The 20689-nt window shown below is 45.8% G+C and carries 18 protein-coding genes and 1 riboswitch; of the genes, 6 read left to right on the top strand and 12 right to left on the bottom strand.

The window, feature by feature from the left end; all coding sequences use genetic code 11:
• Positions 1-31: 31 nt before the first annotated feature.
• Complete coding sequence (locus WH46_RS14800) at positions 32-532, bottom strand: hypothetical protein (protein ID WP_046227330.1); 501 nt, start codon at positions 530-532, stop codon at positions 32-34.
• Positions 533-791: 259 nt separating this feature from the next.
• Complete coding sequence (locus tag WH46_RS14795) at positions 792-2354, bottom strand: SAM-dependent methyltransferase (protein WP_046227329.1); 1563 nt, start codon at positions 2352-2354, stop codon at positions 792-794.
• A gap of 364 nt (positions 2355-2718) precedes the next feature.
• Between WH46_RS14795 and WH46_RS14790 the strand changes: the two genes are divergently transcribed.
• On the top strand, positions 2719-3660 hold the full coding sequence (locus WH46_RS14790; RefSeq protein ID WP_046227328.1) for an alpha/beta hydrolase family protein: 942 nt from the start codon (positions 2719-2721) through the stop codon (positions 3658-3660).
• 213 nt (positions 3661-3873) lie between these two features.
• Here the strand turns inward: WH46_RS14790 and WH46_RS14785 are convergent, their stop codons facing one another.
• Positions 3874-4488, bottom strand: coding sequence for a TetR/AcrR family transcriptional regulator (locus WH46_RS14785; protein ID WP_017813278.1), 615 nt, complete (start codon positions 4486-4488; stop codon positions 3874-3876).
• Between the two features lie 370 nt (positions 4489-4858).
• Between WH46_RS14785 and WH46_RS23455 the strand changes: the two genes are divergently transcribed.
• Positions 4859-7975 (top strand): S-layer homology domain-containing protein, encoded by a 3117-nt coding sequence (locus WH46_RS23455; RefSeq protein ID WP_052714248.1) that lies wholly within the window; start codon positions 4859-4861, stop codon positions 7973-7975.
• A gap of 104 nt (positions 7976-8079) precedes the next feature.
• Here WH46_RS23455 and WH46_RS14775 read toward each other — a convergent pair whose 3' ends face one another.
• The 5 genes from WH46_RS14775 to WH46_RS14755 form a co-directional block, all read right to left on the bottom strand.
• Entirely contained in the window at positions 8080-9459 is a 1380-nt protein-coding gene (locus WH46_RS14775; RefSeq protein ID WP_017813276.1) for an amino acid permease, read from the bottom strand.
• Between the two features lie 145 nt (positions 9460-9604).
• Positions 9605-9685, bottom strand: a riboswitch (glycine riboswitch).
• Between the two features lie 160 nt (positions 9686-9845).
• Complete coding sequence (locus tag WH46_RS14770; protein ID WP_017813275.1) at positions 9846-11072, bottom strand: MFS transporter; 1227 nt, start codon at positions 11070-11072, stop codon at positions 9846-9848.
• Between the two features lie 420 nt (positions 11073-11492).
• Positions 11493-12872 carry an SLC45 family MFS transporter gene (locus WH46_RS14765; RefSeq protein WP_046227327.1) on the bottom strand — a complete coding sequence of 460 codons (1380 nt, stop codon included), beginning with the start codon at positions 12870-12872 and terminating at the stop codon, positions 11493-11495.
• Positions 12873-13296: 424 nt separating this feature from the next.
• The gene (locus WH46_RS14760) at positions 13297-13533 is read right to left on the bottom strand and encodes a hypothetical protein (protein ID WP_052714247.1); all 237 of its coding nucleotides are present in this window, start codon (positions 13531-13533) and stop codon (positions 13297-13299) included.
• 71 nt (positions 13534-13604) lie between these two features.
• The gene (locus WH46_RS14755; RefSeq protein WP_082208419.1) at positions 13605-14600 is read right to left on the bottom strand and encodes a DNA-3-methyladenine glycosylase family protein; all 996 of its coding nucleotides are present in this window, start codon (positions 14598-14600) and stop codon (positions 13605-13607) included.
• A gap of 194 nt (positions 14601-14794) precedes the next feature.
• Between WH46_RS14755 and WH46_RS14750 the strand changes: the two genes are divergently transcribed.
• Together WH46_RS14750 and WH46_RS14745 are read left to right on the top strand one after the other, a co-directional pair.
• Complete coding sequence (locus tag WH46_RS14750; protein WP_052714246.1) at positions 14795-15922, top strand: low temperature requirement protein A; 1128 nt, start codon at positions 14795-14797, stop codon at positions 15920-15922.
• Between the two features lie 276 nt (positions 15923-16198).
• Positions 16199-17383 (top strand): DUF418 domain-containing protein, encoded by a 1185-nt coding sequence (locus tag WH46_RS14745; protein WP_046227326.1) that lies wholly within the window; start codon positions 16199-16201, stop codon positions 17381-17383.
• 164 nt (positions 17384-17547) lie between these two features.
• Here WH46_RS14745 and WH46_RS14740 read toward each other — a convergent pair whose 3' ends face one another.
• A complete protein-coding gene (locus WH46_RS14740; RefSeq protein ID WP_046227325.1) occupies positions 17548-17814 on the bottom strand; it encodes a SunI/YnzG family protein in 267 nt (88 codons plus the stop codon).
• 96 nt (positions 17815-17910) lie between these two features.
• Here WH46_RS14740 and WH46_RS14735 point away from each other — a divergent pair, with 96 nt between their 5' ends.
• On the top strand, positions 17911-18291 hold the full coding sequence (locus WH46_RS14735) for a hypothetical protein (protein WP_046227324.1): 381 nt from the start codon (positions 17911-17913) through the stop codon (positions 18289-18291).
• Positions 18292-18297: 6 nt separating this feature from the next.
• Here the strand turns inward: WH46_RS14735 and WH46_RS14730 are convergent, their stop codons facing one another.
• From WH46_RS14730 to WH46_RS14720, 3 genes are all read right to left on the bottom strand, one after another.
• Complete coding sequence (locus WH46_RS14730; RefSeq protein WP_046227323.1) at positions 18298-18873, bottom strand: GNAT family N-acetyltransferase; 576 nt, start codon at positions 18871-18873, stop codon at positions 18298-18300.
• Positions 18874-18979: 106 nt separating this feature from the next.
• Entirely contained in the window at positions 18980-19327 is a 348-nt protein-coding gene (locus WH46_RS14725) for a DUF4260 domain-containing protein (RefSeq protein WP_046227322.1), read from the bottom strand.
• The gene (locus WH46_RS14720) at positions 19320-19952 is read right to left on the bottom strand and encodes a TetR/AcrR family transcriptional regulator (protein WP_046227321.1); all 633 of its coding nucleotides are present in this window, start codon (positions 19950-19952) and stop codon (positions 19320-19322) included. Before WH46_RS14720 ends, WH46_RS14725 begins: the two co-directional genes overlap by 8 nt.
• A gap of 159 nt (positions 19953-20111) precedes the next feature.
• Here WH46_RS14720 and WH46_RS14715 point away from each other — a divergent pair, with 159 nt between their 5' ends.
• On the top strand, positions 20112-20582 hold the full coding sequence (locus WH46_RS14715) for a hypothetical protein (RefSeq protein ID WP_046227320.1): 471 nt from the start codon (positions 20112-20114) through the stop codon (positions 20580-20582).
• Positions 20583-20689: the final 107 nt, after the last annotated feature.

Here is a 20689-nt window from a genome sequence, read left to right as displayed (position 1 = left end):
CGCAGAGAAAACTGGCGGTCTTTTCTTTAACTTACATATAATCAACAATCTTATATTCTTTGGTGGCATTGATCCAATTCAAAGTAAATGTATGATGATCCTTCGTAATAAATCGATAGGACTGGGGATTACCCTCTACGATAAAGTTTGCAAGATCCAGTTGTTCCGGTTGGTGAATATGAAAATAAGAATCTACTGCTCCATACTTATTAGCTCTTAGAAGAATGAACTCGCCCCGAGTCTGATCGGTTAAATAATGATTCATTAATTTCTTGGTTATTTTCTCATCGAAATTTTGGTTTAGGGTCGTTTTTACTTTCTTTAAATCTGTACCGTATTGAGGATTTAACACAGGTTCAACCTTAGGTTGATATGTAGTATTTTTTTCAAAAATATCAGTTGTATTCGATACAGCCCCTTTTAATACTTGGAATGCTTCTTGCTTGGAATCCGGTAATTTTTCTTCCTTGGAGCAGCCGGACAATATTAAAAACAAGATCATTAATACACTCAAAAACCGAAAAAAATTCATCCATTAATCCTCCCTATTGATTTCATTTATATATATTTTTAACATATTTAGTAATTTTAATATACTATAAATAAAATCCCCACCTATACTTTGGCATTAATATGTATATCACATATACGCTTATACCGGCTATTACACTCAACACCATTTACCCGCATTGACCCATAACTATGTGCAACAAAAAGACGCCATTTCAGGCGTCTTTATTTTATGTTGAAGTATTGGAAAAGTACTGTTCAAAAGCTCACGTCACCGACAATTATTCCATCGACTCAAAATGACTGATCAGTGCTAACGCTTCTTCGTGATCCGGCTCAACCTCCAGCAGTTTGCGCAGGTACTGCTCTCCCTCTTCGATCTGATCCAGTTCGAAGCAGCTGATCGCGAGGCAGTAATAGACGGTCGATACGACTTCTTCCTTTTCCCCGGCAACAGAGATCTCCAGATAACGCTTGGACTGCTCGTACATATCCATCTCGAACAATACCAGACCGATATCCAGTGCCAGATCATAATGCTGATGCTCCATTACATAATACGAAGACCACATGGTCTCGATACCGCTCAAGATGTCTTCTTTCTCGTCATCCGTCGCCTCCGGCATCAGGCTGGAGATCTGCTTGGTCGTCTGGATAAAGAATTCTGCATCATAGCCACCCAACCGCCAGAAGCTTAGGATCTGTTGTAGTCCCAAGCTGTCCAGATGCTGATCTACCCACAGCTTCAGACTGAAGAATTCATCCGGCCCAAACCGCTCTACAGACCGGCGATATGCCAGTCTCATATTCGGATACTTGGCTGACTGTTCCAGACTCAGAATACAGCCGATATTGATGCTGCTGTAATGCTGGGTCGGGAATAATACCTCTGCGCCCCGCTGCTCGTATACCTGCTGCATCGCATGGTAATTGGCGGTAAAGGAAAAGCTGCCGTGCAGAATCAATTCAGGCGGTTCGGCGAACTGCCATTTCTCCATCAGATGATCGCCTTTGTCCGCCGTAATCAGCAAGAATCCGGCATCGGACAGTGCATTCAGCCGATCCAGACAGGTAAATGCGGCTGCCGGGAACAGAATATGCGAGTCTTCCATATGCTCCTGATACATGGCGATTACGCTGCGATACGGATAATCTTCCTGTTCATATTCCGGAGCGTGACGGTACGTATAGTCCAGCTGAATCTGGCTGATACGCTCGGAAGCTTTGAGGACGCCATCGGATTCGGGATATTGTACCGCTACATCTACTTCATGGACTTTGCCGTCTCCGATATAGATCAGATCCTGCGGAATTCCATCGAAAAAGTAATTGGCGACAACCAGTACAGGCTGCTTGAGATCGCCCTGCTTAATGACTTTTCCGGATACAGCCAGATGAAGTTCTGTGTCCTCAACCGCATTGAACCGTGCAAAATCCACAATTCCTTCGGCAATAAAGGACTGCAACGCAGGATGCTGCTGCCAGGCTGTTACATTGTTCATCGCCAGATCCGTCATCACATAGCAGAAATTCGGTACATCAATGCCCGCATACTCGATCAGCTCGCGCAGCTCATGAATGACATGATAAGCGAGACGACCGGCACCCGCGCCTAATTCCACAATGTATACCGGTTCCGAACCAAATCCCTGATTCGCCCGGTCCTGCAGAAATCCGAAGATCATCTCCGCATAGGCATCGCCGATCATCGGATTACTCGTTACATATTGAGGCACCTGATCGTTACTCCAGGCTCTCAGCCCTTCTTCTTCATAATATTCCCATAATAGATTCCATATCGGTGCTTCACTGAAGCGATAAACCTGGTTGTTATGCTCTGTCATAAATATAATCCTGCTCTCTCAAAGTTAATAAGGGTGGTACTTTATTGGGGTGATTCCAGGGTCGAATGTCGGTCAATTACAGCAGTGCATGAAATGTCCGTTACTTGCGCTACAGCAATCAGTATACCATTACGATTGCACCCCAGACAGCCTTTTCCGGGTAAACAATAAAGAAGTCTTGCACAGATACATTATCTATTCATTTCTCTAGGATCAATCGATATTTTTTATTTTATTCAAAAGTCTATTGTAAATGGAACCATGTTCCGTATATAATCGGAACATGGTTCCGCTTGATACTTATACATACCACACCCAGACAGCGACAGCCAACATTTGATCCGAAAAGGAGATTAACTTAAACATGGAAATCACAATGAGTGTCCCGACTCCCATTCTTTCGTATAGTCCGTTGGTGCTTCCTGTTCCTGGCCGTCCTGTCGATCTGCATATCAAAGTTACTGCACCTGCTGAGGGAGATAATCTGCCCATTATTCTGCTCTCTCATGGACAAGGGCCTTCCAATCATCTGTCTTCGCTGCATGGATACGCGCCACTCGTCGATTTCTGGGCAGCACACGGGTTTGTCGTAATCCAGCCTACCCATCTCAGCTCCCGCACACTGGATCTTGGTTCGGATCATCCTGAAGCGCCGATGTACTGGCGCTCCCGTGCTCAGGATATGATGTATATTCTGGATCATCTGGATGCGATTGAATCTGCTGTGCCGCTGCTTGCCGGTCGTCTGGATCATAGCCGCGTTGCTGCAGCAGGTCATTCCATGGGTGGAAATACGATCAGTCTACTTCTCGGCGCCAGCCTCACCGATCCCGTGGATGGAACCGACGTGGATCTGAAAGAACCCCGGATCAAGGCAGGTATACTGCTCGCTGCACCTGGTCGGGGCGGCGATGCACTCAGCGAATTTACTACACAGAACTATCCTTTCTTCTCGACGATGCATTTCACAGGTATGGATACGCCTGCACTCGTCGTAGCTGGTGACCAGGATGCTTCCCGTCATCTGACAGTAGTGGGCCCTGACTGGCATACTGACCCTTACTTCCTCGCACCGGGTCCCAAAGATCTGCTCACCCTGTTCGATGCAGGTCACGGACTGGGCGGTGTATCCGGCTATGATGTGGCTGAGACAACTGACGAGAATCCAAAGCGGGTGGCCTTGGTTCAGCAGCTCACCTGGGCTTATCTTCGCAGCCAACTATATCCAGGTGATACTTCCTGGGAAGCTGCCAAGACAGTGCTGACAGAAAGCGACAATCCGATGGGTCGCATTGAATCGAAGTAAGATTGTACCCTATACCTGATCAAATAAAAAAGGAAGCCATCCTCGTGGCTTCCTTTTTTATCATATACTTTGTTTAAACCCTATCCTGAATCACAACCAAATTCCGCTATCTTCCTGTGTTTGCTGGAGTGGCAAAATAATGTTCCTTCTATATAAATGAATTCAACATCAACCAATCGCTCAGCCCTTCTGCATCCCGATGACTCTGCCAGCTTAGCGATTCGCCCGGTAGCGCAGCCCATCTACGAGCAGGCCTACCATGTGACGCGCCTGCTGTGGGTCTCCTTTTGCTCCAGCTGCGCAGAGGCTTGCGCCTGCACGCAGCAGATCATCCGGCTCGGCATCTGCACCGATTTCACCAGCTGTTGCCGCTGTCTCCAGTAGATCGGCCAGCGCCGGTTTGAGTCGCTTGTCAAAATAGGCCGGCAGCATCTCATATGCCGGATCACCCGAATGCAGTGCCGCAGCAAGTCCGCGCTTGGCAGTAATAAAGTCCACATACCGCTGCATCCATCGTGCCAACGCTTCTCCCGGTCCGTACTGTGCAGACAATTCTGTCGCTGCATCGGCGCAGGCATCGACCTCCTGCCGAAAGACCGCTTCGATCAGATCCGAACGTTGCGGGAAATGGCGATAGACTGTACCGACGCCCACTCCTGCCTGCTCCGCAATCTCCCGTACCGGCGCATCCACTCCCGAAGAAGCAAATACATTCATCGCTGCCTGCAGCAGAGAATCCATATTGCGCTGCGCATCTGCCCGTATACGACGGGGCTGGGATTCTACATTCTCTGCATATTCTGTCATAGCGGATTTCTTGTCATTCATAACCGTATCGCCTCCTTCTATAAAGCTGGTAATTTAATCTTATTGTCAAAACGATCCGAAACCCTATATCTAAATAATTATATTATGAGTCATTTTGCAGCTCAATGATCCCTTACTTCTTACTAACATTTCGCTTGATACTCTAGCCCACATTTTTCCAGACAAATATCATCTATATCCGTTTTTTATTTTCCTTATTGTGTTAATAGTTATTAATAATTGGTTTTTATTCAATAAAAAGGAGGAACGCTTTACACACAACGATTGAAGGGGCGGCATGCTTATCTTACCAGCATCCCACTTACTTAAGTAATCTATGAAACACATATTTGTTAGGGTTCCACTACTATATTATAAGGGGAGTACATGAATGAAAAAATGGATACCATCCGGGAGCATTTTCGCTTACAGCAGATATGCGTTACTATTCGTTATGCTTATGTTTGTATCTTATTTGGTACCATCTACTGTAACAGAAGCTGCAGGATCTGTGTTAAATAACGGAAAGTTACGTTTTGGTGATGGAACAGCAAATTCGATCAACGAGAACGGTAATCTTTTGCAGCCCTTCTATTATGGAACGGTAAATGGAGTACCCGATTGGTACCAGCTTACTTTTAGTACGTATCCATTGGACAATTCTTTTGGAATTGGAGGAGATGGAACGACAGAGTGGAATCAAAACGGTACTATTATAGAAAATCCTTTATTGGAAAATCAGGTAATTAATACATCAGGGTATGTTAATACCGGAAACAATACAGGATATGGAACCATTATTTCTACAGGAGATATTACGATTAATGGACAGTTACTTGAAGTACGTAATACGTATAATCTTGGACAAGATGCTTCCTTTGTCAGAATTAATACGCAGATTACGAATAAAAGCAACAGCCCGGTGAACAATTTGCGCTTCTGGACAGGTACCAGGGATGATTTTGTAGGGAGAACAGACTCACCTACCAAACTCAGAGGTAACCTGGAAACAGGAGGATTCCAGAAAATCACGAGTCCCGAACAGCGCGCTGCATCACTTGAAATTTACTCTGGAGATACAGGTGTTTTATTCTATTCTCCCTCCGATCGAGCCAATGTATCCATTAATTTTTGTTGCGAATTCACAAATTCAACCAGCCAGGATCCTGCTTCATCTGCAATTCAAGCAACTAACGATGGCTCCTATGCCTTGTTCATTCGTATGAAAGACCTGGCCCAGGGAGAGAGCGACCAGTTTACATGGTACTATGCAGCTGGCGATCTCGACAAACTCGGAGATGTAGCGGAAGATGTAGCAGGCGAAGAACAGCCGTCCACTCTTGTGCCACCCGGTGGTATCACGACAAGTGCAGGTGACGAAGAAGTCGGATTAAACTGGAATACTGTTACAGGCGCTACGTACTACAACATATACAGAGGAACATCTTCATTAGCTTATGATCCAGTACCTATCGCTACTGTAAGTGGGGATACTTATCACTATACAGTACCGAATCTTACAAACGGTACTACGTATTATTTTGCGATCACATCAGGTAATACGAGTGGCGAGAGTCCATATTCCAATGAACTGGTTGTTCAGCCCCGTTCGCTGACACCTGGCGCACCGGAACTGCTTGCTCCTGCTCCAGGCAACAGAAGTGTCAATCTCACCTGGAATCCTGTAGACTTGGCAAGCGGTTATAAAGTATATATGCGTGAAGCCTCGGGTAATTTTGGAGAGCCTATAAGTACAGTTAGCCAATCGGTGTACAGTCATAGCGTAACAGGCTTAACGAATGGTACCACTTATTACTTTGCCATCAAGGCGATTAATGGAGGCAGAGAGAGTGGTTATTCCAATGAAGTAAGTGCTGCTCCATTCACTGTTCCTTCGGCACCAACAGATGTAAGAGCCAGCTCGGGAAACCACCGTGCAACTATTACCTTTACACCGCCGACAGATAATGGAGGCAATACGATAAGCGGATATGAAGTGATTGTATCCCCTGGAGGACAAACAGTAACCGGAACGCAAAGTCCGATTACCATCAACGGATTAACCAATGGTCAATCTTATACATTCACAGTGGTAGCAGTCAGCAGCGGAGGCCGAAGTACAGCATCCGAGGTCTCCAATACAGTGACACCAAAAAGAGACAAGGACGATGACGACGACGATTCAACTCCATTCCCATCTACAAGTTCGCCATCATCCGGTAATTCAGAGCCTTCAGCTCCATCTGCTCCAGCACCAGCAACATCCAGTGCAGAACTGCAGGTTAATGGTGTAACGAATGATGCAGCTATTATTACGACGGCTGCGGATAATGGACAGACCACATCAACAGTTACATTTGATGCTGACCGACTGAAGGATATTGTTGCATCAGCCGGAATCGGTGCTCTGATTACAGTTCCAGTCAACACCAACGCTGATGCTGTCAATGTTCAATTGCAGGGAACAATGCTTAATATACTGCAACAGCAGCAGGCTGTTGTACAGGTGAAGACAGAGGAAGCTCTGTATACCCTGCCTGTATCGCTCATTAACAGCCAATCGCTCTCCAGTCAGCTGGGAACAAATACGGATAATATTATGCTGCAGATTCGAATCGCAGTCCCTACAGCCCAGATGAATTCTACTATTGAAAGTGCTGCTTCCAGAGAAGGCTTTACAGTCATTGGACAGCCAATGACCTTTACGGTTACAGGGATATATGGTGAGAAAACTGCCGAAGTCTCTGACTTTAAGGAATATGTGGAACGCAGTATCGCTCTACCACAAGGAACAGATCCGAATCAGATTACTACAGGAGTAGTCATTAATGCAGACGGCACTGTACGCCATGTTCCTACCGAAGTGGCTCAAAATGCCGGAATATACTATGCGAATATTAATAGTCTGACCAACAGTACGTACGCGCTCATATGGAATCCTGTCACTTTCCAGGATGTACAGCAAAATTGGGCACGTGATATTGTAAATGATATGGGCTCACGCAAAATTGTCGAAGGTGGAAGCAACAACAATTTCCAACCGGGTCAGGAAATCACACGAGCAGAGTTCGCAGCTATTATGGTACGCGGACTAGGCATGCAGCCTGAGACCGTATCCGGTCAGTATAAAGATGTAGCTCCGGAAGCCTGGTATAACGGCTATATTGGTGCAGCACAGAAGTATGGCTTGATCAACGGGTTCCAGGATGGTACCTTCCGTCCTAATGACAAAATCACTCGTGAACAGGCTATGGTTATTGTAGCCAAAGTTCTGGACAACACAGGACTGCACAGCAAGATTAAATCAAATTCTGCAAATAGCAGCCTGAATTCTTTCTCGGATGCGAGTAAAGTTGGTGCCTGGGCATCTTCCGGTATTAATGCCAGTCTGCAATCGGGTATTGTAACAGGAAGAACAAGCTCTACACTGGCACCAAAATCGTATATTACCAAAGCTGAAGCAGCCGCTATTATTAGCAGATTGTTGCAAAACTCAAACCTCATTTAATAAATATAATTCAAAAAACAGTGACCAGATTCCGAATATCTGGTCACTGTTTTTTATCTTTTTATCTCTGAAATGAATTTTAAGCGTACCTACCTGTAACTATTTCATGTATCAGTTACGTGAGCACTCTGAATACTTCTTTTTGCTTTGCGAACTCGCAGAGAATACAGCACCAGCAGCAGAATAAACCATAGTGGCGTACACAGCAGCGCCGGACGTGTCTCCTGGGCGATCAGCATAATCACCAGGATCGCAGCGAACAGTGCCAGTACCGCATAGTTGATAAACGGAGTCAGAGGTGCTTTGAACTTGGATGCCTGGTGCAGATCGCGGCGGTTTCTTTTGTATCGGATATGGCAGACCAGAATGACGCCCCATACCCAAATAAAGCAAATCGCACTGATCGATGTTACAATCTCAAAAGCCTGTCCCGGAATCAGCTTGCTCAGCAACGCGCCACCAGAAATAACCAGCGTCGATACGAACAAGGAGCTGCTTGGTACATGATTGCGGTTAAGCTCACCAAACTTCTGGGGAGCCTGCCCTTTACGACTCAGATTATACAAAATACGGCTGGTCGAGAACATGCCGCTGTTGCACGCGGATGCTGCCGAGGTTAGTACGACAAAGTTGATAATGCCTGCTGCTACCGGAATACCAACCAGAGTAAATGTACGTACGAACGGACTTTCTGCCGGACTCAGCTGTGTCCACGGATTGATGCACAGCAATACGATCAATGCGCCTACATAGAAAAACAGAATGCGCAGCGGAATCTTGTTGATCGCTGACGGAATATTTTTCTGTGGATCTGCCGTTTCCGCAGCCGATACACCGACCAGCTCCACACCCACATAGGCGAAGACGACCATCTGGAACGAGAACAGAAACCCGGTAACCCCATTCGGGAAAATGCCGCCGTGCTCCCACAGATTACGGACGGTGACCGAGCCTGCATCAGTCTTGAAGCCCATGATCAGCAGCACGACACCAAGCCCGATCAATGCCAGAATCGTGATTACTTTGATCAGGGCGAACCAGAATTCCAGTTCCCCAAAATTCTTGACCGTCATCAGATTGAGCCCGAGCAGAATAATCAGGCACAGGACTGCCGGCATCCACTGCGGAATATCGAACCAGTACTGCACATATACGCCCACGGCGATCACATCCGCCATTGCGGTCATAATCCAGCAGAACCAGTAGGTCCAGCCGGTAATAAAAGCAGCTTTGGGTCCCAGATAATCTTCGGCAATATCCGTGAACGACTGGTAGCCTGCTTTGGAGAGCAGCAGCTCACCCAGTGCTCTCATCACGAAAAAGATAGCCATGCCGACGATCAGATACGTAATAATAATCGAAGGTCCTGCCTTCTCGATCGCTTTGCCCGATCCGAGGAATAACCCGGTTCCAATCGTACCTCCGATCGCAATCAACTGTACGTGCCGATTGGCAAGTTCTCTTTTTAATTCTTTCTGTGCCATGCTGATTTCCCCCTCAATCCTTGCGTAATTTACGTAAAAGTCCATAAAAAAAGAGACTGGATGTCATCCAATCTCCGGTGCACAAGAATATCAAAATATACACCTGCCCTATGGATCGCAATGATCCGCATGACAAATATATATTCGGTACTCTTCTGTCCTTTTGCCTGAGATTGTGAACCCTTCGGCGCCGCGGTTAATCCGCAGTCTCTCCAGAAGCTGCTCCTGCTATAGTGTGATCCATAGCAATCATAGCCCTTGAATAATTATGAAGTTATAAAACGGTATTGCTATGCTACCATATTACCGGCAATGTAAGCAATCCATCAGTGAAAAAAATTACAATTGCCTTTTTTATCCTTTTCATGTCTGTATATACTCCATGCTTAACCGAGCGCCTGTTTTTCTTCACCCGGCTGAGGTTTACGGTAAAATCGAATAAACATTAACAGTCCTACTAATGCCACGATAATACCTGACCAGAAAAACCATACCTGGACGCCATACCGGTCCACAACCGGGCCAGCCAGAGCGAGTCCGATCGGCGAAGACAGCAGTCCTATACTCGTAATCAGTGACAGAACCCGCCCCAGCATCTCCGGTTCATAGGCTTTCTGGATCATCGCCATATACGGACCGTTGAATAATGGAGCCGCCGCGCCCATCAGAAAAGACAAGGCAGCGAATCCCCAAAATGCCCTGCTGCCAATCATGCCGCTCAACATACAGGTTATTCCGATAATGCCCAGACTCAGACTGATATAGGTGGAATCTTTCCATTTGGAAGCCAGTACGGACAGCAGCATACTGCCCAGGATCATGCCTATGCCAAATACGGCTTCGATCAGACTGGCACTGTATCCGCCGCGTCCAAAGTGCGACAGTGTCATTAGTGGAAACAGCATCGCCAGCGGCATAAATACGACACTGAATACAGCCATGGCGATGGTGATCGTCACAATGGATTGATCCGAGATCCATGTCTTCCAGCCCAAAATGAATTCCCGGCGAAAGGAAGGCTTCTCCTGAATCTCCTGCTTGGGTTGATCGATACGAACCAGCATCAGCATCGTATTGGCGATCAATGCCCCTACGACATCGAGCAGCAGCAATGTTCCCAGCGAAGTAGCCGAATATACGGCAATACCCAGCGCCGGGCCCAGCACACTGGAGGCAGAGAATACGAGCTGGTGCCAGCCGGCTACCCGTGTCAGCTGATCCTCCGGCGCAATCAGCGGAATCGCTGCCTGAAAGGAAGGTCCATGAAAAGCCGAAGCTGCCGAGCGGACAAACAGCACCACATAGACCACCCATAGACTCGGCTCTCCTGCCAAATAATACAGCCCGAGTGCAAGGCTGGATACCGCTATTACGCTGTCCGCTACGATCATGGTAATCTTGCGATTCCAGCGGTCCAGCCATACTCCGATAAAGGGGCCAAGCAGTGCCTGCGGCATAAACCCAACCAGCGCAGCAATCATTAATATTGAAGCCGAACCTGTGGTCTCGGTCAGATGCCAGATAATAGCGAATTGAACCATCGAGGAAGTCAGGATCGAGAAGATCTGTCCACTAAAAATGAATGCGAATTTCCGTTTCCAATCTGCATGCATAATGATACCCTCTCCTTTTCTGTACATTTGAAGCAACAAAAAAGCAGATCTGTACCCATAGGGGCTCCGATCTGCTTCATAACGTACAGGAACACAGCAGGACAACATAACATACAGCCGTCCGGATCGCGTTCAATGTCCATATACGTAACGACAAGCATCACAAAAGAAGCCCTCCTCAACAGGGGTTTTTCTTTTTCGGCTGCTTAACGTAAACGCATGGAATGAATCATTGAGCGCCATCCTCCTTTGTATTAGATGGGTTTATACTATCATTAAAGTAATTATATGTAAATTGAAAAACAAGAGAATTCTGTCTATATATCGTATACACGCAAAAAAAGAGAAAGAGACCTTAATGTCTCTTCCTCTTCTGAATGTTTTAACAATTTGCAGCTTATGCAGCCAATCGTATACCTCTTAGTTCAACGTCTGATGATCTCGTCTTGCATAGGTTTCCTTGATTGTCCCTACCGTAAATGCTCCAATGACCAGCAGCACACCCGAAATCAGGATCATGACCGGCATCGATGAACCAAGTGCCGGGAACAGGGCAAAGCTCAGACAGGAAGCAATAATCTGCGGCAGGCAGATACTGCCGTTGAACAGACCCAGATACGTACCCATATTTTCCCCGGACAATGCATTGGTCAGCATAGTGAAAGGGAAAGTCATCATCGCTGCCCAGGCAATACCGATCAGCAGGAAGGATACGACCAGGGCGCCCTGGTTATGAATGAAGAAGACCGAGCCGAATCCGATACCGCCAAGTACCAGACTGAGTGCATACCAGATTTTGCGTTTGTTGTTCGACATGTTGGCGAGTACGAGTGACCACAGTACAGCGGCTACCGATTGTACTGCCGACAGAATACCGAACCAGTTACCCGCCGCCTGATACGCAGCAGTGGAAGGATCGGCTGTGTTCCATACATTTGCTGCGACCGCTCCGGTTCCGTAGGTCCACAGATACTGGAATCCCATCCAGCAGAACAGCTGTACCAGAGATACCGTCCAGAATACCCGTGGTGCAGTGCGCAGCAGACTCCACATACCTGCTTTGGGCTTGCTGGTCTCATCTGTAATACCGTGGTAGGCTGCATATTCAGCCGGCGTATATTCTTTGACTTTGAATACCGTGAACAAACTGCAGACGATCAGTACAATCGCCCCCACATAGAAGGAAATGACTACAGACTGCGGAACCACACCTGGAGCTGCATTATTTGAGACGCCCAGCATCGTCAGCAGGAACGGGAAAATACAAGCGATAACCGCACCGCTGTTGGACAGAAAGCTCTGGATAGAATAGGCGAATCCCTTTTGCTCCTCGTTGACCATATCGCCAACCATCATTTTAAAAGGCTGCATGGCTACGTTCGAGGATACATCCATAAACAAAATCGTAATCGCGCCAAACGTGAGCGCTGCCATTGGACCAAATCCAAAGCTGCCCGAGTTCGGCAGCAGACACATCACGATAACCGCAACAATAGCACCCATCAGCAGGTACGGAATCCGTCTTCCCAGCCTTGGCATCCATGTGCGATCCGAGAAATAGCCCACCAGTGGCTGTACAATCAGACCTGCCAGCGGCGGCAGGATAAAGAAGAATCCAAGGCTATGAGGGTCGGCACCAATCGTCTGAAAAATGCGTCCCATATTGGAACTCTGCAGTGAGAACGCCATCTGTACTCCCAAAAATCCAAAGCTGATCATCCAGATCATGTGAAGGGGAAGCGCAGGCAGTTGCTGACGGGTAACTTTTTTGCCTTTTTTATTAAGCTGTTCTGCTAACATAATATCCTCCTAATCCGATTCCATAGATTGTTGCTGTTCTTCATCGGTAATGGCCAAGAAGCCGTGTTTGCGCAATCGTTTGCTCAAAAGCCAAAGTAAGGGTTTTCAGTAAACTATGTAAGCTAAAGTGTAAATAATTGCGTGTTACCAGGGTTCCTGGGATAACTGTGTAGAAACAGACGATTGAATATGTAGTGCATTTGGTATGAAATTATAAGTTATTATAGTATTATCTTGCGATTTATGCAACCGTTTGCATCAAAGGATATGTAAAAATATTTATCCATTTTGTGAATACTGTTCTAATCGGACAACAAAAAGGTACTGGTTCTTTTCAAAACCAATACCCTTTTTGACTTTGGTATGTAAATGAACCTAAACATGGGCAGCCTATCTGCTTGCTAAAAGTGTACGTTAATTAATACTATCCTTTGACGGTAGACTTCGAAATGAGCCTCCATGCAAATGGACCGGTCATGAACAATGCCCCTGTCAAAAGAAAACCAGATCCATATATAAGCAGACTTGTATCTTGCGCGGGTATTAGTAATCCAGCTCTATAAATAGATTCTCCGCGCGCCGTCGTCATGAGAACATCGATACCTTGAAATAGAAAATACACACCAGCCGCCAAGCACAAGATCATCACTATTTTTTCCATTATTTTCACCTCCCTTCTAATATGAATAATATAATACAAAAGGTCTTCATCACCCAGTCCCAATTGGTATTTTAATACAGAAACCGCCACAAATAAAAAGTTGCATATGATTCCCATAGCGACCACCCGGCAGACAGCTCCAGAATATGTGCCTTGGTCGGCTTCGCCTCCAGACCCAGTACATGCTTAATCGAGTTATGCAGCCCTACATCGTCAATTGGAAAAGCTGACGGCATCCGCAGGCAACGCATCAACACATAATGAGCCGTCCATGGACCAATGCCGCGGATCTGTACGAGCATTTTCTCCGCCTGCTTCACATCTGTGGCCTGAAGCAGCTGCTCTTTGGACAATGCGCCTTCGGCAATGCGTCTGGCAGTATCGATTAGGTACTCGCATTTCTTCACGGTCGTGATCCCGGCAGCAGACAGCTGCTCTACCGTCAGGCCAGCAATTTGCTCGGCAGTGGGGAACAGCCAGTAGGTCTGCCCTTCCCGTACCAGTGCCTGTCCGAAATGTTCGACCAATCTTCTTTTCAGCGTGTAGGCAAATCCCAGATTGATCTGCTGCCCCAGAATTCCCCAGCAAATCGCTTCATACAGATCCGGAATGCCCATATTGCGCAGGCCGTAAAAGGATACTACCGCTTCCTTGAGCAGTGGATCACTCTTGGCCATTGCATAAAAAGGCCCCAGGTCGGTACCCAGATCAAACCAGTCATACACATACCTGGCTACACCAGCACGCAGATCTGCCGCCTTCCAATCCGGCTCGTCTATAAATTGAATCCGTATATGCGTGTTCTCATGAGCACTGATCCTGACCACGGTTGCCTGCTGGTTGACGGCGATCGCTTTGTAGATGCTGCCGTCTTGCAGTGTGTACAGAGATTCATTGGTCGCCGTCGCCAGATGGCTGTAATTTTCGGCAAAGCTAAATTCACGTGGAACCGGAATCAGAATATCGGCACCGTCATCGTGCCAGCATGCAGGTGTTGCGGACAGATCGGTATGGGTATCGGGCTGCTGCTGTGACGACAGGGAGTGTTCTGGATGAGCGTTGGACATAGGATGCAAAGCCTCCGTTCGTATTCTCCATAGAGAGATGGGTTATTCCCCTATTAACCGTCTGACTCTATTCGTTAACTGTATCTGCTCCAAAAGAGTGACTATGCGTGTATCTTTTACCGACAAATAAGCTGCTTTTGTACCTTAATCCTTGCTATACTGGTTTCAACTGGAAATCAACTTTACCCGAAAGGATGTGTCATTTCATTTCACACAAAAAAGTAACCTGGCTGGAGTTGTTCTACGATCTGGTCTATGTCGCTGCCGTCTCGATCACTGCACATGTGCTGGCTCACTCGCATCATGGCACGATCCCACTAGATGTCATTCTGAAATACATACTGATTTTTGTTCCGCTATGGTGGGCCTGGACGGGCTTCACCGTATACGTTAACCGTTTTGGACAGGACGATAGCGTCCAGCGGATCGCCTACTTTGTACAGATGGTGTTCGTCATTATGATGGCGGCGAGTATCAATCTGGATTTTGGAGCGTATTATCTGTTCTTTATGCTCGGCTATGTAGGCATTCGGCTGTCTACCGTATTCATGTATATGCGCGGCTGGATGCAGCGGGAAGGCGAACCCCGCCGTATCTCCCGCTATCTGGCGATTAGCTTCCTCATCGGGGCACTGATCAGCTTCTCGTCCGTACTGGTGCCAGGAGATGGCAAATTCATCGTGCTGTACACCGGTATTGTGGTCGATATTCTGCTGCCGCTGCTGGGGCGCCGCCGTGTACTGAGCAAGCTGCCGGTTCATCATCCGCATCTGCTCGAACGATACGGACTGGCGACAATCATCCTGCTGGGCGAGCTGATTCTGGTTATTGTCAATGGACTGCGTGAAGATCATATTACCGGGGCGACTGTCCTATCTGCTGTACTCGGATTCATCATCGCGGTATCGGTCTGGTGGCATTACTTTGAATCATCGGAGCATATCGCCGGGGAAGACCGCAAAAGCTCCGGGCAGTCTGTCATTTACGGTCATCTGCTGACATTTATGTCGCTGGGAATCGTCGCCAACGTGGTGCATTACGGCTTCCACCATGAGCTGAATGCGAGTAGCTTTGCCTGGCTGTCAGTGGCGGGATTTGTGCTGTATGCGATATCGTCAGCGATTATTTTCCTGCCGGGCAAGCATAAGGCGCAGATCGTACGCAGTCTGATCCGCACGGCTGTATTCGTGCTGGTAGCAGTGGTCGTTTTACCGCTGCTGCCTTCGGTAGAGCTGATCTATGCTGCACTGGCAATTTGCTTTGCAGGGTATGGTTTGGCAGAAGGGATCGTACGTAAGCGCGGCAAGCAAGCGGGGAACTGAGATACTAATCTGAACCGCTATTTACAATGCAGACTTAAGCTAAAACAAAAATGGATATAAGATAGCACACTTCATTTCCCGAAAAAAGTATGCTTAACAGAAACAGCATGGATATGTATCGTCTATCCTGCTGTTTCTTCAATTAGTGATCAAGAACACCCAAGCTTATTAGATCAGATATATACATAAGAAATTCAGCTAGAATACGAATATATGTCGCAATCATACAATAATCATCTGTTTTACAATCGCGATATTTTAAGGAGTGTCTATTCAATGTCTTCTACTGTCTTAAAAAACAATGTACATACCGAGCGCATAACAGCACTTGACCAGCTTAGAGGCTTTGCCTTATTGGCTATTTTTCTGGTTAATCTTAAGCGACTTGGTGGGTTGAATCTGGATACTATGTTTTGGATGTTTTCTTCATTTTCTATAATCGATCGATCGCATGAAATTATTTATATCCTTTTTGGTAATAGTTCGCGACCTCTGTTCGCCTTTATGTTTGGAATTACTATGATTATTATGTATGATCATGCGATTCAGCGACAGCTCAATCCCTATTTTATCTTATTAAGAAGAATGTTTATTTTACTTTTAATCGGGACGGCACATTATCTATGGATTTGGGATGGCGATATCTTATTCATGTATGCTCTGGATGGGATTTTACTTTTACTCTTTGTATCAATGCCGGCTTGGCCACTTTTTATATTTGGACTATTGGCCATGTTCCTATACCAGCCTTCACCTATACCTGTGTCATTATTTATAAATGGAACGAATATAAACATTTCAGATTACTTCATAATTTTCCCTATAAGTAATTACTGGTTTCTTAAACCATTAATATGGTTGCATCCCAATTTTTCTAATGGATTTATTGAAGCTATGCAGCATCTAAGCTTTTTCCTATTTGGTATGTCAGCATATCGTGCAGGATTATTTCAACTCAAGCACCAGACTCTTAAAGGAATAATGGGCTGCATATTTTTGGCAGTTGGAGTATGGGGGAAATACCAAATTCACACCTCATATGATTTCCAATGGTTAAATCTGACGATCATCTGGAACTTTTCTGTTTCTATTGGATTTACTTTAATCTTTCTGTTTCTTTCTTCATCCAGGTTCTCTTGGTTAGTTCATCCGTTTGCCTGGATTGGCCGTATGAGCTTAACGAATTACTTACTGCAATCGTTAGTGTTTGGTTCTATTTTTATAGGAGGAAGCATGGCTGCTTTAGGTAAAATTGCTTTCGTTCCTCCGATCCCGTTTGCAGCGCTACTTCCGATTGGAATTGTATTCTTTATACTTCAAATTGGGGTTAGCAAGCTGTGGCTTAAGCACTTCAATTATGGTCCTGTTGAATGGCTATGGCGTACGGGGACTTACTGGAATGTCTCACCGATGCGTCGCAAGGAAAGAAAAACAGCTGCTGTACGTCATGCAGATGAATAGATGAATCTCCAAGATGTCACTTGGATTGCTTTCTGTTAAAAAAATAAAAATAACCAAAGTTGCCTATGATTATCTCGTTTAAACATCACTTCATTTTGCACGTTAAAAGGTCACTTCTTAAAATCAGAAGTGACCTTTTAATATTAGTGTATAGATTTAACCTGTTAATTGTTCTCAATTGCTGAGTTGATAGTATTCATAATCTTCGTATAATTGGTGGTAAAAAGTATGTAGTTATTGGTTTTGGTCTGGATAGCTACTCGATCGGTTGTGCCATACGGTGCACCGATCCGAATAGCATTTGTCTCTTTGCCGCCATATGTATCATCCAGAGAGACACTGATAATATCGGCAACAGGAATGACCAGCTTTGTAAACTGATGTCTAATAATAATATCATCATCTACCTTCTTGACGTCGATTCCCAACATTGTTCCATTCCTCCTTTAATTTAATTCATGACTCTCTTATGGTACCCTATTTAGTATACCATTGGTATATTCCTGAATTCAGATAAGGAGGTACCCATGAAAAGTCTACTTCGAAATATAACTGTCGATCATCGTGCATTTGTGTACTGGTATTCCAGCGGTGCCTGCTTTACCTTAAACCTGTCACCCAAAGAGAACAAAAACATCAAAATCACACTCCTGTTCAAAGCGAATCCACCTGATGAAGATCCTTATACCTTTTGGGCATTTTACGATATTTCAGCACAGCGGGATGGACTGGACACTACGATCCATCTGGGCAAACCACGACATATTGCAGAGATTCTCTCTTATCTGCTGACCAGTCATCAGGAACTCTGGACGCAGACCACACCGCAGATTATAGATCATGCATGGGAGATATTAGAGGAGATGGGCTATACGAACCCAACACCTCTTTGGATTGGAGAATGGTAAAGGGGATTACGTTTCTTTTCCCTCTAGAAATTCTACATACTCATCCTTGGTCATTCCGAACAGGATACAGTCCTGGTACCGTCCATCCGTGTAGAACATTTGCCGGCGAATTCCTTCCTGGATGCAGCCTACCTTGCGCAGCATCGTAGCCGAGGCTATATTGCCTTCCAGTACATAATTATTGAATTTGTTCAGTCGTCTCTCGAAAAAGGCATACTTCAACAGCAGATGAATTGCGCTCGTGCCGTATCCTTTACCCCGATGATCCCGATCGACCTGAATGCCGATACTGAATGTTCCATTACGTTCGTCGATACTGTTGAGATTAAGAGCTCCTACGTTCTCCCCATCCAGTGATTCCATGGTGAACATCAACCGATTGTTTGCAAATCCGGCATACGTCTCGGCGAATCGCTGCGCTTCTACCATCGTCGGCGGTAGCTCGACCGCACATTCCAGCAGCCGCCTTGCCTGCGTATCAAAGCGATTGATATAGTGATCTTCCCAATCTTCCGGTGCCAGCGCCCGTAGGCGTATGCGGTCATCCTGCCAATAGTAACTGCTGTAATCAATCGTTCTCAAGAAAATTCCTCCCGGACAACCAAGTATATAACCAGATATTTCCTGTCTCCAGTATATAGGAAAGCAGCCCTTTTCACTACAGGCTGCCTGTTCCGGGAGGATGCAGTTATAATCGCTGAATATGCGTATCTTTGAAATGTGTCTTATACTTCAGTCCATACCCCATCATCCGGTCCATCCCGATATGTACCATCCAGATTAGACCGACCATGAGCAGGGAATCCATCGAGAACATCATACTTACCAGCAATAATAGCAGCGGCGCAATGAATGTATGACTGACATTATACAGATAGGCCCCTGCCTTTGAGCCAAACATATATCCTGCCATGAATATATCAGGGACGAACAACAGCAACAGAAAGATCCACCAGCTGTATCCACTGGTAAAATAGATATAAATGCCGAGTATCATGACGATCATGCCTTCGAGCTGGATCAACTTTTTATTCATCGAGTGGTTCTCCCTTGGTTACAGAAGCAGATCGTACGCCAGCCAGCATCCAATGAATCCCTGTAGTTACCTGTTCATGGGATAATGGTTCCGAAGACAGCAGTACAGGTGATTGCAGGGTTAATCCATCGAAGACTGCCTGGATCAGCGCGGCCAGTGTTTCCTTTTCACGATCCTCCAATGGCAGCTCCAGACGACCGAGAATCTCGATAATGCCTGATTTCATCTCTGTATACAGCTGCTGCAATTCTCTAGCGAGCTTCTCGTTATTTACGCTCTCTGTCCAGAGGCTAATCAACAAGGTAAACCACTCGGGATTGGCTTTGCGAAATTCAACGACATGTAGAAGCGCCTGCTGCAGGATCTCGGCAGGTGCAGCTTGCAGATTGAGATTGGCAAATGCCTCCTTCATTCCTTTGTTAATCATCCATTCCCGGACAACTTCCACCAGCAGCGTTTCCTTGGTAGTGAAATGGTAGCCGATCAATCCTTGCGCTACCCCTGCTTTGGCAGCGATCTCTTTCATGGTTGCTTTGGTATAGCCTACTTGTCCGAATAAAGTGAATGCGGCCTGCATAATCGAATTTTTACGTTCTTCTTGAATAGATGATTGTGATGTGTTCATTGCTTCTCTCCCATACTGTTTGATTGAACAGTCATTTATTATGTGTTTATCATAAAACTGTTTGTTCGAACAGTCAATAATTTTATTGAATGAAATGAAAATTCTCCATAAAATAGACTGCAGCCTGCAGCTTCCCTGAACGTGGAAGATTCAGAACTAATGCCTACCAAAGGTCATAAAGAGATGGTTCTGATCACCGGCAAAACAGATAAAAACTATACCCTTCTTATTCATGAATACCTATTCAACGAGAAAGGAATAACTATCCAATATTCTCTGAAGCACACCAACCGGATATCGGATACAGAATGGTTGAAGCGCTCAATCAAGCCTCGTTTCCAGATCGATTCTTCTACGAAACAGGCAGTTCCCGGTATCAATGTCACGAATACAGGCGCAACACTGTCCCGAAATGGTACGATTCATTATTCGTTTGCCGGGACACCTCCAGACAAATTCTTGTTGAAAGTCAACGTTAAAAGTCTCCTCCTGTCGGATAACAAGGATCATCCGACTACACTTTCCGGGGACTGGAGCTTCCAACTCCCGGTGGAGAGAAATTACAGACTCAAAGCCAATGGCCAAAGTGAACCGTTGGAGCGTTTTCAGGCGAATAATCAAGATAGTTGACTATAATTATCAAGACTATAATAAGAAGAAGGATGTAACGTATTTTACGTTAGTATTTCCTATCCGTACTTTCATCACATACAAATTATGTATACCTGTGTAAAGTA

The sequence above is a fragment of the Paenibacillus dauci genome (genome assembly GCF_000971985.1).
GTDB lineage: Bacteria > Bacillota > Bacilli > Paenibacillales > Paenibacillaceae > Saccharibacillus > Saccharibacillus dauci.
This window is presented reverse-complemented; position numbering and strand designations above follow the sequence as displayed.

Excerpts from the sequence above, each read along its gene's own strand:
- WH46_RS14760 (WP_052714247.1), bottom strand. The coding sequence starts at position 13,533 with ATGGAAAAAATAGTGATGATCTTGTGCTTGGCGGCTGGTGTGTATTTT.
- WH46_RS14795 (WP_046227329.1), bottom strand. The coding sequence starts at position 2,354 with ATGACAGAGCATAACAACCAGGTTTATCGCTTCAGTGAAGCACCGATA.
- WH46_RS14725 (WP_046227322.1), bottom strand. The coding sequence starts at position 19,327 with ATGAATAAAAAGTTGATCCAGCTCGAAGGCATGATCGTCATGATACTC.
- WH46_RS14750 (WP_052714246.1), top strand. The coding sequence starts at position 14,795 with ATGTGTCATTTCATTTCACACAAAAAAGTAACCTGGCTGGAGTTGTTC.
- WH46_RS14790 (WP_046227328.1), top strand. The coding sequence starts at position 2,719 with ATGGAAATCACAATGAGTGTCCCGACTCCCATTCTTTCGTATAGTCCG.
- WH46_RS14770 (WP_017813275.1), bottom strand. The coding sequence starts at position 11,072 with ATGCATGCAGATTGGAAACGGAAATTCGCATTCATTTTTAGTGGACAG.
- WH46_RS23455 (WP_052714248.1), top strand. The coding sequence starts at position 4,859 with ATGAAAAAATGGATACCATCCGGGAGCATTTTCGCTTACAGCAGATAT.
- WH46_RS14740 (WP_046227325.1), bottom strand. The coding sequence starts at position 17,814 with ATGTTGGGAATCGACGTCAAGAAGGTAGATGATGATATTATTATTAGA.
- WH46_RS14775 (WP_017813276.1), bottom strand. The coding sequence starts at position 9,459 with ATGGCACAGAAAGAATTAAAAAGAGAACTTGCCAATCGGCACGTACAG.
- WH46_RS14715 (WP_046227320.1), top strand. The coding sequence starts at position 20,112 with ATGCCTACCAAAGGTCATAAAGAGATGGTTCTGATCACCGGCAAAACA.
- WH46_RS14735 (WP_046227324.1), top strand. The coding sequence starts at position 17,911 with ATGAAAAGTCTACTTCGAAATATAACTGTCGATCATCGTGCATTTGTG.
- WH46_RS14755 (WP_082208419.1), bottom strand. The coding sequence starts at position 14,600 with ATGTCCAACGCTCATCCAGAACACTCCCTGTCGTCACAGCAGCAGCCC.
- WH46_RS14745 (WP_046227326.1), top strand. The coding sequence starts at position 16,199 with ATGTCTTCTACTGTCTTAAAAAACAATGTACATACCGAGCGCATAACA.
- WH46_RS14720 (WP_046227321.1), bottom strand. The coding sequence starts at position 19,952 with ATGAACACATCACAATCATCTATTCAAGAAGAACGTAAAAATTCGATT.
- WH46_RS14785 (WP_017813278.1), bottom strand. The coding sequence starts at position 4,488 with ATGAATGACAAGAAATCCGCTATGACAGAATATGCAGAGAATGTAGAA.
- WH46_RS14800 (WP_046227330.1), bottom strand. The coding sequence starts at position 532 with ATGAATTTTTTTCGGTTTTTGAGTGTATTAATGATCTTGTTTTTAATA.
- WH46_RS14765 (WP_046227327.1), bottom strand. The coding sequence starts at position 12,872 with ATGTTAGCAGAACAGCTTAATAAAAAAGGCAAAAAAGTTACCCGTCAG.